The following is a 14048-nucleotide window of genomic DNA, read 5'->3' on the forward strand; positions in this document are numbered from 1 at the left end:
AAACCAGCTGTTAATGAGTTCATCTTTTACCTTTGGCGTCCTGGCGGATGCCATGCGTCAATTGCTCGACTAGATTAAGTGCTTCAGCCACAGCCTCGCGCTTGATCACCAACCGCTGCCCAGATTTATACCGTGTGTCACCGGTTTTCCGGATGTAATCATCATCGACAATACCCTGTGTATGAGCGAGCAAATGACGCTGCTGGAAGGCCGTTGTCAGTTGTTCCATCTCGACGACCGTAAGATGCTTGTCGTAACCGCCTCCTGTCGCGACAGCCCAAAGAGCTGAACCCTCGGCAAGATTCTGAAATGCGTTGCGCCGGATCTGCACTGTCGGTGCTGTGTGCGCATGAAGCGCTTCTGCAACCCTCTGAAATGCCGTCACCGCATTCTGCAAAGCGCCCTCAACGATCAGACGGCACGTGTTCTCAGCAGTATCTGCGTCTGTAATAGCAACTCTGATGGCGTCAACTGCTTCAAGCGACTGCCGGATACCCTGGGCAGTGAGATCAAAGACAAGTTCCGCAGCATTTGCCCCGCAAGACGGACAGAAATATGCCGCCCCTACAACGGCATACCGACATCCGCATTCGCCACAGGTTATCTTAAGACGCATGGGTGCTGCCGCAGCATAGGGGATTGGAACATGTTGAGGTCTGCTGTCCACCTTCATGCTCATTGAGATGAATCCGCCCCTAGACTGCCTCTGATTAAATCTCTGCGCATCAACGCGAAGCGCCCCCCCTAAAGCCGCTCGAACCTTCGCTAGAGCAACGTCCCGTGCATGATTAAGCTGTTCCTGGGTCCACCAACTCCGAGCATTAGCGGTATGGCCGCAGAACGGACAAAAGACCTCCTCGTCCCTAACTTTATCCTCCAATCTGCCATCAGTACCTTGAACTGAGCTAAGCATTCTGGCGCGGGACACTCGCGATCAAAGTAGTTGTCATCGTCTGCGGAGATGGCGACCGTAGATTTTTCATCGCTAAGGTTTTGTAATGCGCGGATTGTTTCTTCGAACATCGCCAGTCTCCCAGCAGAGGCACCGTGAGTAAGGACTTCATCACACCCAAGCTAGCATCGTCGCCCTTGGGCCATCCCGATAATAGCTGCTCGCTAGCGGGAGTAAGAAAAGTCCCCGGGCGATGGTCAGGCAAGACACCATTCTAGCAATTGTCATCACTGAATTGGATTGCACAATCCAAAGAATTCGAGGCGTCAGCCCCGACGCTTTCGAGCAAAAACGACAGCGCTCATTTTTTCCAGAATACCCGCTTGCAACTCACGAAAATCGATCATCATTCGCTCGACCTCGAGCGAGCTTGCTCCCTGCCCGTTTTTCTCTGCAAGCCACAGCTTCAACAGGCCGGCAACCCGACCCAAGTCGCCGTTAATTCTGCAGAGATCAGCCACCGCCTTTAGGTCGACGACCGAGCGAATAGGCGTGTTCAGGCCCAAAGCGCGGAGGTAGCCTGAGCGGGACATACCAGCTTCTCTTGCACGCTCGGTAATCGCCTCCTTTTCCTCGTCAGTAACCCAAACCTCGATTGGCTTGCCGCGTCGGCGAGGTGATGCTTTTTCTTTGGTGCCGATTGCCATGGGCGCTCCTGTGTTTGCCTTGCTTTTGCTCCTAGACGCGGCAGCGGCTGTGCGCCTTGCAGAACAAGATACGTTGAGCCGAAGGCGAATAAGTGGCAGTGGTGGATGGGTTCGGGCTTGCCCGTACCCGTACAACACACATCTTGCCGTCCGATTCGACGCTATTACATGCGTATCTCTGCGAACGGATCATATCTAGCATACCTAAGCATACTTACGCATGCCTACGCATTTATGAGCTAGATTACGCATGGTCCGTAAACAATTTTTTGCGCATACTTGCGTAACCATGCTTAAGCGGAGGTTCGATGACGAAGACACCAAAAGAAGGGCTTGCTGGCGCGGGGCGGGTGGCGTTTTTAGCGCGCCTCGATGAGTTTCGGGGTCTCATTCAAGCCGGTTGGCCGGTGACGGTCGTTTATGAGAACCACGGCGGAGATAACACGGGGCTGAGCTACAGCCAGTTCGCTCGGTACGTAGGAAAGTACATCCGCAAGCCGACCAAGCGTGGCGCCCAGCAGCCCACAATTTCTGACGAAATAACAATTCCGGTAGCGCCGGTGCCAGAACAAATGCAGTCCGCCCTCCCAACGGTACCCGCCCCTATGTCGAAGCCACGACCTGGGTTCCGGCATGACCCAAGCAGCGGCAATAACCGTGATGATCTTATATAGCCTTCTAAGGGTTTAGCCTTTTCGGCTGCACATCTTTCTAGCGGCCCAAAGCACCTACTGCAAGTAGAAGCACAATATTCGGTACATTCCGAACAGGGCGGATTGAACAAATAATCGCCAAGAATTGATCTTCCCTATGTCAACCTAATTAGCCAATCATTCCATCGATGCAACCGGCATGTCCGGGCACGATCAGGCACTGACCAAAGTGACTGATAGAGGCCGGGAAATGCACCAAAAAATCATAACGTCCATTATCGCCAAAACGCCGCTGACAACAATTCCCCTGCGCGAAACGACCGTTTCTACTGCTCGGGAACTCCGTCGTAAGGCGGCCTATGGTGCCAAAATTGCCGTAGCCGTCTTTTTCGGATTGGCCATGTACATCGCTCCCCCCCGGCTTACGCCATCTATTGCTCGAACTGCTCGACGTTCTATCAGCAAATGTTCGAGTACGTCGAGGCCGTTAATACCGCCTTGAACACCGCCGAGACATTACAGACGCAAATTCAGCAGTATCAGAACATGGTCACTCAAGGCACCGGCTTGCCCAGCTCAATGTTCGGCAGCGTCGCGGCCGATCTCAAAAAAGTGGCTAACATCTACACCCGCTCGCAGTCTCTAGGCCGCCAGATCCAGAACATGGACTCACAGTTCAATACGGCTTTTCCCGGCTTTCAATCCTATCTGAATCAAGCTGCAAACTCGGCAGAAGTACCGGCGGGTGAGCGCTATCAGAAGTGGTCAGAGCAAAACCGCGACAGCGTGAAAATGGCGCTTGAGGCGGCGAACCTCAACACCAGCACTTTCGAGTCTGAGGACACCCAGCTCGATCACATGGTGGCTCGCTCACAGTCGGCCGTGGGCCGAATGCAAGCCATTCAGGCAGGCAACGAGATAGCCTCTCAGAACGTTCAGCAGTTGCAAAAGCTGCGCGATCTACTGGCCACGCAAATAACCATGCAAGGCAACTATATGGCTCAGCAGGGCGACCGGAAGGCTGCTAGCGAAGCCGCCGAGCAAAAGTTCGAGGCCCGTAAAAACAACTGGGGGCCTTCCGAGGATTTCTAACCATGTTCATATCTAAAAATCTGATCGTTGGGTTATGCATCGCCTCCGCTCTTGGTGGCTCTGCTCTATCTGGATTCATTGTTTCTATCCGCACCGATTGCGTGGCTGTTGAGCGGTCGATGCAATCAGACACGGATAAGAACTTTGAAGCACGGAAAAACAACTGGGGCCCGTCTGAGGATTTCTAACTATGCAACGCTCAACATTTCTGGCACTCGTCAGTGCAATGCTCTTGCTTTCGGCCGGTAGCGCGATGGCAGCAGGAGATGTAACTCAAAGTAATGAAATGAACGGGCTTTTGCGGATGCTTTATCAAGCGGCAAGTGAATGGTCCCCACGGCTACAGGGGTATGCAAACAGATTGCTGGCTTCTCTCGCTCTCATCCAATTGGTTTGGACGTTCATGCCTTTAGTTATGAAACAAGCTGACTTAGGCGAAGTTGTCGGCGAGCTGATCCGCTTGTTCATGGTCATTGGCTTTTTCTACGCAGTCATTGAGCACTCCGTACCATGGGCGACAGCCGTAGTGGATAGCTTCCGAGAAGCTGCGGGCACAGCTAGTGGTTCGGGCCGTGCGCTTCAGCCTGGCGATATGTTCGCGGTGGCCGTCAACTTCTCACGCACCATCGTGGAAGGAATTTCGCTTTTTTCCCCGGGTAAAGCAGTCCTTATCGCGCTTGTTGGCTGCTTGGTTTTACTGTGCTTCGCCTTTATCGCGGCATTCATGTTTGTGACGCTTGTAGAATCGTACGTCATCATCAATGCCTCCGCGCTGTTCTTCGGTTTCGGTGGTTCGCAATGGACTCGCGATTTTGCAATTGCACCACTCCGCTTCGTTGTTGCAGTGGGTGCCAAGCTGTTCGTCTTAACATTGATCGTAGGAATTATTGTCACTTCGGCTAAGTCCTGGTTAGCGGCTTATACCAATGACGAAGCATCTCTGATGACATTGGCAGGTTTGGCTTTGGTATGCGCCTACCTGACCAAGACTATTCCCGAACTGATTGGCGGGATGATCAGCGGCACGTCACTGGGTGGAGGTTCGGCCATCGGTGGAATGGCAGCGGCTGGCGCTGCCGGTGCTGCTGCCGCAGTCGCCACCATCGCCACGGCCGGTGCCGCTGCGCCCGTTGCCACTGGTGCGCTTGGAGCTGCCAGTGGTGGTGCAAGTGCCGCAGGGGCGGCTGGTAGCGGAGGATTGGCTGGCTCTATTAACTCCAGCTTTGCCGGTGCGGCAAACTCCGGCATCGGTGCAGCGGCCTCAATGGGCAACGCCGCGTCCTCTGGAGTGGGTGCCAGCACTGGTGGCGGTGCAGCCATCAAAGTCTCTACATCAGCAGGGTCGAGCGTAGGTGGCAGTGCCGCTAAAGCGACGCCCAGCCCTGCCCAACCACCTAACAGCGGCGTGCAGCAGGCCGCCAAGCAGGCTGGAAAGGTAGTGCAAGACAACGACGACAAAGACAAACAACAAGAGACACCAAAAAGGGGTACTGAAGTGTCGGGAAATTCCCTATCTCAAGCGGCGAATGGAGGTGCGAAGGTGCTCGGGGTGATGGCTTCAATGGCTGTACCGGGCATGGAGAATGCGCACGGCCTATCCCTTGGTGCTGGATCAACCCCACCTTCAAATAGCGAAGCCAATTCGACCGCTCCAAACAACCGCGGAGAGTTAGCCGCTGATTCCGAGCAGGGGGATTCCAACGTGATCCGTCCAGCCTCAGACGCAAGCCCTACTACTGGTCGCCTAGCCTCGCTGAGTGTGCCGGGTACGGCCTCCAACAACGAAAAAACGGGGAAATAATCATGATGGAATTTCTGATGTTCGCTGGATTCGCAGTATTCGCCTTTACGTTCGCCGTTGGCATGTGGGCACTCGGCCGGTGGTTGCGAAGCAAAGGTTACGGGCCGCAGCTAGATAAGCTGGATCGGCAATACACGGCGTTGCAGCTTCGCGCTAGCCCGTTCGCACTGTCCGCTTCTTATCGTATGTTTGTCGGGGCGCAAGCTCTGAGTCGCCTGCCTTTGCTGGGTAATAAGGATAACGTAGTCCTGAACAAAGAAATTTTGATGGCCATCCGAACCGCGCACGAATTACGAAAGCGAGAGAACGCTGGTAATGTTTGACCACTATTAATTACTAAGAGCTAACCCCGCGTCAGTGCGGGGTTTTGCTCGCCAGTTGCACCAAGATAACCTCTGGCAAACGACCTGAGCGATTTCTACATTAAGCCAGCAACATTAATTTTCGCGATCTGAACAACAGTTTTGGCAGATCCAGGGGCGTTTCGAGCAAACGCAATGGGCACGCCAGCATACGGTTACCCCGCGAAACTCCTTTTTGATGTCCAATGGCAGCAGACCAAGGAGCGAGGTAAGACTGCATTAGCAATTTATGTTTCGATCTCGTTGCTGTTCAAAATTATGCGCAATCGGATTTCTTTACTCCCCACTAAGAACCATCGGTTCTGTCGCTTCTATCGCAAGCCAATGCCACCTTTTTAGCGGTTGTGAATCCCGAAAAAAACGATTCGCGTTCGAAAATTGTTTGAGCATTAAATATCGGCAGATCTCATAGCTTGATCAATAGTCGTGAATTGAGTGTACGAATTATTTCCTCCGGATAAATCTCTTTGGATGCCAAAATTTTTGCATACTAGAACATACTCCATCAAATCAACAGGTCGAGCTGGAATTACTGGAGGAGGACCTGCAATTACTTTCTTATCAGCCTTGAGGATAGTCATAGAGTTAGGCCTGCTTCGAAACTGAAAATAGGCAATTTCACAAGCCCATACTCGATGAGCCATCATACATTGACCTTCATGCTCAGAAGTGTTCTTTAAGCGTTCAACTCTAAGCACTTGATCCTCATTCCAAAGAGCGATAGCATTTGAATTCAAGGTTCTTCCGCGATCCCAGAAGGTAACAAATATAAACTTCTTACCTATATCGATACCTAATGCACCTGTATAAGAGCAATGGACCAAATCAAAATGAGTCTCTGGAGTTAAAGAGTCAAGAATGAAAACACTCCCAAACGGTGAAGGATCAGTTATTCCGCCATCAGCCCAATTTTGATAAAGAGTGCGAAAAATAGTCACATGATAATTAAACCCCCTCAAATCAATTATCGCGTCGGAATTTGGATCCCTAATATCGTCTTTAAGAGTCGAGTCCCTAGCAAGAAGACCCACATGAATCTTTAGCGCCCACAAGTAAACTTCGTCCAAATTGAAAACGCCCTGAGATATCCGCCCCTCAATCTCTGAGAACTTCCTATTATGGGATGACTCAGCGGGAACTACTGCGTGCTTGTATTGCAAGAAAGACCCATTGGGAAGACCTAGCTTTTCATTTCCAAGCCTCATCCTTTGCTGAAGCCAAACAGGTATCACATGCTCTTTTGTGTCGGGCTCGGAACCACTAAACAAACATTTCAAAAAACACCTCTTCTAAACAAGCCAACGCGCCTAGTAAATTGAGACTCAGCAAATCTAAGGTAGCCTTATAAGTTATACAACACACATTAGCCATTTACTTCAGAGAAAAAACTCATCATCTCTCAAAGCTTCATACTCACGAGAAAAAATTTTAAAAACCATAATTGGCGCCGTCGACTATATCATTGCGCCTAATTTATGAATTACCAAGGTCGCAAACCAGTCTCTCTCTCCAAATAGTCTGCAACGGTTTTTTCTGTTCTGTACACAATCTGAATTACATGATTTAGATATTGAAAACCAACCGACTTTTTTACTGCGTCCTTATCGCGAATTCGATGAGCTATGTTGCCCCTGATCGTAATGTATTCATCTAACTTATCAGCAGCTCTCGTAGCCGACATCTTTTCCCACCGCCAGCAGCTGCTAATCTGGGGAATCCCTATCAGCTCTTCATATAGTTTGTTCACTTGTGGAGTTTTTGGAGTATTAAGTGTACCTACCCACTTATCGAGAACTTCGCCTTTATGGGCTTCCAGAACTGCTCGCCATCCATCGTCGGAGAGCTGCCAAAGCAATTCAGGATTTTTTTGTTCCACTAATCCCTTTACAGAGTAATTCCTTATCTTTAGCGGTATGCGATCAGCGCTATCCACATTCGCAAGGAGAAAATCGAACGCTTCGGTCGCTAAATCCTCAATATAGGACTCCCAACAAGCCGTCACGAAAACAATCACCGATCTATTCAGGACTTCTACGCCATACTTTCTACCTGGACCTTGACCCGCATAATCCTCGTGAATGGTCCAAAGCTGCTCGATATCTTCTTGGTTAGCTTGAAAACTCGCCACTGCTTGCGACATTTGATTCACTCCATGAGATCAAAACGCCAGCATACATAAAACTGCCACTTTCCAACAGAGGCGACTGCTTTCTGTACGTTCCTACGCAGGTTGAACATCATTTTGATGCTGGAACCAGACGAAGCAGGAAATCCACAAAAACCCGGATTTTTGCTGATCGTCTCCTCCAACGAGTACACCGGATTAGGCGCACTGGGGGACCGGACGAATGCGGACAGACGGTCAGTGGAACCGGAGACGCCCGAGAACCGCAGAGAGGGGATACCCATTACTAATACGCACCGACTTTGAACACCTTTCAGAGCAACCGTGATTAAACTGAAAGCCTTTCTTGATCAGACAGTTCAGGCCTCAGCCAAAAACTCGGAGGCTACGCCATTAGTAATACGGACGGACCTGGGACACCTCTTGGGCCGCAGTCCAAAACGATAGCGATTCGCCGCTGGTAATGCGGACGGACGAGGATCACTCGACAGAATCGCTGAGATAACGCCCTACAGCTGTCTTGCTGACGGCCATTCGAGCCGCTATAGCCCGGATGCTCAATCCCTCAGCTCGCAACATTTGCGCCTGCGAGCGGCGGCCCTCGGCAGCCGCTAAAAAAGTTTCACGCGCTACAGCACCGGCGGCGCGCCTGCGGATCTCGTGGCGCTTCCTGTCACGCTCCTGGGCCATCCCCGAGCCAATGATCGTCTTGAGCTGCCGCTGTTCGTCCACGGTGATCCTGAACAGGTTGATCAGGGTGTCGTTCTTGGGGGTATAGAGTGGCGCGTAGTCCTTTCCTCCGAAGCTAATCCTTTCTCCCGACTCGTAGGCCTTGGCCTTACTAAACAACGTCATCAGCTCCTTGGAGCGGCTACTCCATTTCGGATCTAGCTCGCGGGCCAGCGCTGAGGCTTCGTGATACATCTGCTTGCTGTTTGTCGCGCCGGAAAGGAGCAGGAAATTCAAGCGCCAAAAAAGGTGTTGCATCCGGCAGCCTTCGTTGACGCCGCCGCGCAGCTCGGCGAGCTTGCGCAGGTCTTCAAGGCGATCCCACGCGAGCTGGCGGCCGGAGAATCTGCGGAGATTGTCAGCTTTACCGCCGGGCACCAAAAGGAGGGGCTTAGGCTTGCGTTTGACCCGCTCGGCCTGTTCCTGCCGCTGTTGCTCGATTGTCCAACGGGCAGTTGGTAGCAGGGCCTCGGCCAGATACTCGAAGTTATAGCGGACGGGCTGGCCATCGGTGTCGTTCGTGACGTGAACAACGCGACAGACTTCGCCACTCTTGCTGTTGACTGTCTGGATAGTTCGCAAAACGCGGCTTGCATCTTTGGCCATCGGATCGGCCCCGACATGTGCGAGGCGATCCACTAGGTAGCGTTGGCACGCATTCCAGCGGGGCAACGCCTGACGCGGGATAGTACCGTCGAGTAGCCATTTCGCCTGAATACCACGGCCGCTGTAGATCAGTACGGACGGTGCCGGTAATCCTTCTTCGGTGCAGAAATACAGCACCGACATCGCCAGTTGGTCAGGCGTGCGACCGGCGAGAGAAGGTATGCGATAAGTGTCAAGATCGGTGAACAACAGCCCCAACCGGGCAAGGTTCACGACCCGCCGGTTGGGCCGGATGAACTCTGCCTGAGACATCCATGTGTCGCGGTTTTTATCCACCAAATTGAGAATGGCGGGCATGTCCGCTAACCGGTGGGAGGACTGGCGTTTTTCGCCACGTACGTCAACCAACAGCGAGAAAAATCCGCTCCTGTTGCTGTCGTGGTACATCTGCGCCTCGTCCTGAGAACTGAATAGCGCAAGCTGTGGACATTGGTGGCGACCGCAAGCCGTTCTAGCATGCTGCTGCGACATGGGCCCTGCGTCGGGCCCGATCTGCACCGCTCAGACTCCAATTCCGGGCCTGGGCGCAGGGCCGGAGTCCTTACATGCGTCAATCCAATCTTCGACCTCAGCCAAATCCCATACTACTTTGCGACTGCTGATCGCAATGCGACGCGGAAACTTACCTTTGATTTCAAAGTTGTAGATCGTCCGCTCACACAGCGGGATCATTGCTAGTAGCGTCTTTTTATCGATAAGCGTTCTGTTCGTTGATACCTGCATACCCTTGCCTCAATCAGTCACATTGGATGTGTGCCTGATCGTGCCCGGACGTGCCGCTTGCTTCGACGAGATGATTGGCTAAAATGGTTGACATGAAAAATAGATCAACCATCGCCATTTGGAAGGGATGCGACCCAACCGTCGCAGATGCCATTCGACGGTTTCGGGATTGCTGGGAGCCGTACTCTGCAGCATCGAAGCGCTACCCTATCGCTCGACTGGTAGAAGAACTCATCGACCCCGTTGTAGCTACGTACACGACAACACTCCCGTCGCGCTATTTGGGGCACGTGCCAGGAGCCGGTACCGGCGTAGCATTCAGTGAGATCATGCGATTGGTCGGTGCTGAAGCAATGGTCCGGATACAGCGCCGATTGCTGCGAGCTTTTGCTCTAACAGAAGATCAGCAGTCCAAGAGAGACCAGCAATTTATCGCCACACTCGAAACGCTCATCGAGCTGGTATGGGCATGCAAGCGCAAGCAACCGGCGAACAGAAATGTTCGCGGCTTAAATGGTCAACGCTTAAAAGTTTTTTGTAGATTTTGCGGCTCGCTTGCGGAGCTGGCCTCATTCGCCGAATCCGTCAAAGACGAAGGCCAACGCGGAATCGATGAAAAACTACGCCTAAGCAACCTGTACTGCGCGGCTCATCGCCCTAAGTTGCCGGATGACGATTGGAATCCCGAGTACAGGAAAGCAAAACGGTCTGTAGCGCAGTTTGACCTCGAACTAATTAGGCTCAGCCGACAATGCGCCTCGCGAGGCACCCCGCAAGCGAAATCAGGTGACGAGTTGGTTGACAGCTACATACACAACTACATGCTTGGCCAAACGCTAACGCTAGCAGAGGAAGCAGAGTTACGGGACCTAGCGCGACTCATGGTGGACTCAAGATTATCTGATAGAAAAAAACAGATACTCATGCTCCGACGGCTTGGTTTCAATCAATCAGCGATTGCGCGCAGGCTGGGTATCGAACGCCAAGCGGTATCCAAAGCAATTGCCTCAATCCCAGAGATATTTTGGTTGAGTCAGCCACACCGATCCGGTTAGTGGCTCTTTTTAGTGTCAACCCAAATACACAATCAATAGAGGTTCGCGGCCGAACCGGACTCTTAAATCAAACCTTCGCACGTGGTTTTTTTTGCGTCCATTCGTCAATCATATCCGCCCAATCCTGCAACATCGCCCGACGCTGATCTCGGTATTCAGCCTTGTTGTAAACGGCCCGTACCCCCTTCTGCTCGTGCGCAAGGCACTTCTCAATCCAGTCTGAGTTGTAACCCGCCTCATGCAGCAGCGTGCTCGCTGTGCGCCTCAAATCATGCGGGCCGAACTTGCTTAGCGGCTGCCCTTCTTTCTGCGCAAGCCGAAAGGTCAGCGTCAGCACCTGATTGATCGTCGCGGTGCTCATTGGCAAATCTGAATCGTACCGGGAGGGAAAGACGTAATCTGAACCACCGGCAAACGTCTTCAACGCAATGAAGAAATCCAAAGCCTGCTGAGATAAGAACACCAAATGGGAGTTGCGGCGCTTCATCCGCTCTTTCGGAATTGTCCACAAGGCTTCGCTGAAATTGATCTCGTTCCAGGTCGCATTGGTCAACTCACTTTTGCGAACCATGGTCAGCAACAATAACTTAGCGGCCACCCTCACGGAGGAGGCAGTGCCGATGCGTTCCAGGTACTGATACATCAACGCGATTTCGTCAGGCCCCAAAGCACGGTCACGTGGCTCGAATTTAGCGATGCTTGCAGGACGAACCAGATCAGCCGGATTCTCGACCTTCTGGCCTCGCTCTATCGCCCATCGGAACACCTGCATCACAATCTCGCGGGAGTGCACGGCCGTGGCTGGAGCTCCACGCTCCACAATTGCATCAGTCAGCGTTCGCAGATCCTCATGATTGATTTCCACCAGTTTCTGATTACCGAAGTGCGGCTTTAGCTCGCGCTCGTAAACCGATCGGCGCATGTCACGCGTAGAGTCAGCCATCTGATACCCACGCAGCCATTTCTCAGCCCACGCATCAAACGTCTCTGCCCCTTTGGTGCGTGCCTTGGCACGGGCTTTCTCTTTGGCAGGTGACTTACCCGCCGAAACCATCTTTTTAGCCTCGCACAGGCGCTCTCTGGCTTCCGCAAGTGTGATGCCACCCACGCCATAACGACCGAACGTGATGGTCTCCTGACGGCCATTGATTGAGTAGTTGTAACGAAATGAGATGGAACCGGCAGCAGTGACGGCCACGTACAGCCCGTCGCGGTCGTTCACCTTGTAGAGTTTTTCTTGCGGTTTGAGGTTACGCAGCTTGGTATCGGTCAGCATGGCAGTTACGGATTCCATGGAAAAAATACCATGCTCAGAAAAGCACTCATTCACCTCGATAAAACCCAATGAAACCGGGCTGATGATGAGATTTGATACCATGCCCTTCCCTACTAGGACGACATGGTATCGAGCACCGAACATGGCATTTGGCTCAGTCAATGCCCCGTACCATGCCATACAAACATGGTGCTTGGCGATGCATAAAGCTGCCAGAATTTGCCAGACCCAAAAAGCCAAAAGCCCGCAATTACGCGGGCTCCAGGACATTTCTTGCTAGATCGTGCCGGACAATGCCGGACGTCCAATCATTCCCACTCGATCGTCGCCGGCGGCTTGCTCGACACGTCATAGGTGACGCGGGAGATGCCTTCGATTTCGTTGATGATCCGGCCACTGACGGTTTCCAGCAGCTCGTAAGGCAGGTGCGCCCAACGCGCGGTCATGAAGTCGATGGTTTCCACCGCGCGCAGGGCCACGACCCAGGCGTAACGCCGGCCATCACCGACCACACCGACCGATTTCACCGGCTGGAACACCACGAACGCCTGGCTGACCTTGTGGTACCAGTCGGCCTTGCGCAGCTCTTCGATGAAGATATGGTCGGCGCGCCGCAGCAGGTCGGCGTATTCCTTCTTCACTTCACCAAGGATCCGCACCCCCAGGCCCGGGCCCGGGAACGGGTGACGGTAGACCATGTCGTAGGGCAGGCCGAGCTCCAGGCCAAGGCGACGAACCTCGTCCTTGAACAGTTCGCGCAGCGGCTCGACCAGCTTGAGGTTCATCTCTTCCGGCAAGCCACCGACGTTATGGTGCGACTTGATCACGTGAGCCTTGCCGCTTTTCGCGCCAGCCGACTCGATCACGTCCGGGTAGATGGTGCCCTGGGCCAGGTACTTGATGTTGTCCAGCTTGCAGGACTCGGCATCGAACACGTCGATAAAGGTGCGACCGATGATCTTGCGCTTCTTCTCAGGGTCCGACTCGCCGGCCAGGTTGTTCAGGAACTGGTCTTCAGCGTTGGCGCGGATCACCTTGACGCCCATGTTCTCGGCGAACATGGCCATCACTTGCTCGCCTTCGTGCAAGCGCAGCAGGCCGTTGTCGACGAACACGCAGGTCAACTGGTCGCCGATAGCCTTGTGCAGCAATGCGGCCACTACCGAGGAGTCAACACCGCCGGACAGGCCGAGCAGGACGTTATCGGTGCCGACCTGGGCACGGATGTTGGCGATCGCGTCTTCGGCGATTTTCGACGGTGTCCACAGCGCTTCACAGCCGCAGATGTCGAGGATGAAGCGCGACAGGATGCGACCACCCTGCTTGGTGTGGGTCACTTCCGGGTGGAACTGCACGCCGTAGTAACCACGGGCATCGTCAACCATACCGGCGATCGGGCAGCTCGGGGTGCTGGCCAGGATATGGAAGTTGTCTGGAATCCGGGTGACCTTGTCGCCGTGGCTCATCCACACATCGAGGCCGAGGACGCCGTCGGCATCCACGTGATCTTCGATGCCGTCGAGCAGGCGGCTCTTGCCAACCACATCGACACGGGCGTAGCCGAACTCACGCAACTCGGAACCTTCGACCTTGCCACCCAACTGCTCGGCCATGGTCTGCATGCCGTAGCAGATACCGAAGACCGGGACACCGAGGTCAAACACGGCTTGCGGGCAACGAGGACTGTCGGCTTCGTGCACGGACTCGGGACCGCCGGCGAGGATGACGCCTTTTGGCGCGAATTCGCGAATCGCTGCTTCGTCCATGTCGAACGGATGCAGTTCGCAGTACACGCCGATTTCACGCACGCGGCGGGCGATCAGTTGGGTGTATTGGGAACCGAAGTCGAGGATCAGGATGCGGTGGGCGTGAATGTCGAGGGCCATGAGTCATTCTCGTCAGTGAAATCAGAAACAACACGGGGCTGTCATCAACAGCCCCGGTTCAAATTCGTCAATCGCCTCCCG

The 14048-nt window shown here is 53.5% G+C and carries 11 protein-coding genes and 1 pseudogene; 4 read left to right on the top strand and 8 right to left on the bottom strand.

The features are described 5' to 3' along the window. Nucleotides 1–19: 19 nt before the first annotated feature. Together PFEN_RS05880 and PFEN_RS05885 are read right to left on the bottom strand one after the other, a co-directional pair. A complete protein-coding gene (locus PFEN_RS05880) occupies nucleotides 20–679 on the bottom strand; it encodes a hypothetical protein (RefSeq protein WP_191485982.1) in 660 nt (219 codons plus the stop codon). Nucleotides 680–1218: 539 nt separating this feature from the next. Next, a complete protein-coding gene (locus PFEN_RS05885; protein ID WP_191485983.1) occupies nucleotides 1219–1599 on the bottom strand; it encodes a plasmid mobilization protein in 381 nt (126 codons plus the stop codon). A gap of 903 nt (nucleotides 1600–2502) precedes the next feature. Between PFEN_RS05885 and trbJ the strand changes: the two are divergent. The 3 genes and pseudogenes from trbJ to PFEN_RS05900 all read left to right on the top strand — a co-directional run bounded on the left by trbJ (nucleotide 2503) and on the right by PFEN_RS05900 (nucleotide 5468). After that, nucleotides 2503–3344: pseudogene (trbJ, locus tag PFEN_RS05890) on the top strand (P-type conjugative transfer protein TrbJ). A gap of 190 nt (nucleotides 3345–3534) precedes the next feature. Then, nucleotides 3535–5145, top strand: coding sequence for a P-type conjugative transfer protein TrbL (gene trbL / locus PFEN_RS05895; protein WP_191485984.1), 1611 nt, complete (start codon nucleotides 3535–3537; stop codon nucleotides 5143–5145). A 2-nt stretch (nucleotides 5146–5147) separates the two neighbouring features. Next, entirely contained in the window at nucleotides 5148–5468 is a 321-nt protein-coding gene (locus PFEN_RS05900) for a hypothetical protein (RefSeq protein WP_191485985.1), read from the top strand. Between the two features lie 428 nt (nucleotides 5469–5896). Here PFEN_RS05900 and PFEN_RS05905 read toward each other — a convergent pair whose 3' ends face one another. The 4 genes from PFEN_RS05905 to PFEN_RS05920 all read right to left on the bottom strand — a co-directional run bounded on the left by PFEN_RS05905 (nucleotide 5897) and on the right by PFEN_RS05920 (nucleotide 9750). Next, a complete protein-coding gene (locus PFEN_RS05905; RefSeq protein WP_191485986.1) occupies nucleotides 5897–6574 on the bottom strand; it encodes a hypothetical protein in 678 nt (225 codons plus the stop codon). 413 nt (nucleotides 6575–6987) lie between these two features. Continuing rightward, complete coding sequence (locus tag PFEN_RS05910; RefSeq protein WP_191485987.1) at nucleotides 6988–7647, bottom strand: HEPN domain-containing protein; 660 nt, start codon at nucleotides 7645–7647, stop codon at nucleotides 6988–6990. 465 nt (nucleotides 7648–8112) lie between these two features. Further along, on the bottom strand, nucleotides 8113–9414 hold the full coding sequence (locus PFEN_RS05915) for a replication protein (RefSeq protein ID WP_224770906.1): 1302 nt from the start codon (nucleotides 9412–9414) through the stop codon (nucleotides 8113–8115). Between the two features lie 114 nt (nucleotides 9415–9528). Continuing rightward, nucleotides 9529–9750, bottom strand: coding sequence for a helix-turn-helix transcriptional regulator (locus tag PFEN_RS05920; RefSeq protein ID WP_103363074.1), 222 nt, complete (start codon nucleotides 9748–9750; stop codon nucleotides 9529–9531). 83 nt (nucleotides 9751–9833) lie between these two features. Between PFEN_RS05920 and PFEN_RS05925 the strand changes: the two genes are divergently transcribed. After that, nucleotides 9834–10805, top strand: coding sequence for a hypothetical protein (locus PFEN_RS05925; protein ID WP_191485988.1), 972 nt, complete (start codon nucleotides 9834–9836; stop codon nucleotides 10803–10805). A 67-nt stretch (nucleotides 10806–10872) separates the two neighbouring features. Here the strand turns inward: PFEN_RS05925 and PFEN_RS05930 are convergent, their stop codons facing one another. Together PFEN_RS05930 and guaA are read right to left on the bottom strand one after the other, a co-directional pair. Continuing rightward, complete coding sequence (locus PFEN_RS05930; protein ID WP_191486408.1) at nucleotides 10873–12081, bottom strand: tyrosine-type recombinase/integrase; 1209 nt, start codon at nucleotides 12079–12081, stop codon at nucleotides 10873–10875. Nucleotides 12082–12389: 308 nt separating this feature from the next. After that, entirely contained in the window at nucleotides 12390–13967 is a 1578-nt protein-coding gene (gene guaA, locus PFEN_RS05935; RefSeq protein WP_191485989.1) for a glutamine-hydrolyzing GMP synthase, read from the bottom strand. Nucleotides 13968–14048: the final 81 nt, after the last annotated feature.

The sequence above is a fragment of the Pseudomonas sp. FEN genome (assembly GCF_904067045.1).
In the GTDB taxonomy this organism is placed as follows: Bacteria; Pseudomonadota; Gammaproteobacteria; order Pseudomonadales; family Pseudomonadaceae; genus Aquipseudomonas.

Excerpts from the sequence above, each read along its gene's own strand:
- PFEN_RS05880 (WP_191485982.1), bottom strand. The coding sequence starts at position 679 with ATGAGCATGAAGGTGGACAGCAGACCTCAACATGTTCCAATCCCCTAT.
- PFEN_RS05885 (WP_191485983.1), bottom strand. The coding sequence starts at position 1,599 with ATGGCAATCGGCACCAAAGAAAAAGCATCACCTCGCCGACGCGGCAAG.
- trbL (WP_191485984.1), top strand. The coding sequence starts at position 3,535 with ATGCAACGCTCAACATTTCTGGCACTCGTCAGTGCAATGCTCTTGCTT.
- PFEN_RS05900 (WP_191485985.1), top strand. The coding sequence starts at position 5,148 with ATGATGGAATTTCTGATGTTCGCTGGATTCGCAGTATTCGCCTTTACG.
- PFEN_RS05910 (WP_191485987.1), bottom strand. The coding sequence starts at position 7,647 with ATGTCGCAAGCAGTGGCGAGTTTTCAAGCTAACCAAGAAGATATCGAG.
- PFEN_RS05915 (WP_224770906.1), bottom strand. The coding sequence starts at position 9,414 with ATGTACCACGACAGCAACAGGAGCGGATTTTTCTCGCTGTTGGTTGAC.
- PFEN_RS05920 (WP_103363074.1), bottom strand. The coding sequence starts at position 9,750 with ATGCAGGTATCAACGAACAGAACGCTTATCGATAAAAAGACGCTACTA.
- PFEN_RS05925 (WP_191485988.1), top strand. The coding sequence starts at position 9,834 with ATGGTTGACATGAAAAATAGATCAACCATCGCCATTTGGAAGGGATGC.
- PFEN_RS05930 (WP_191486408.1), bottom strand. The coding sequence starts at position 12,081 with ATGCTGACCGATACCAAGCTGCGTAACCTCAAACCGCAAGAAAAACTC.
- guaA (WP_191485989.1), bottom strand. The coding sequence starts at position 13,967 with ATGGCCCTCGACATTCACGCCCACCGCATCCTGATCCTCGACTTCGGT.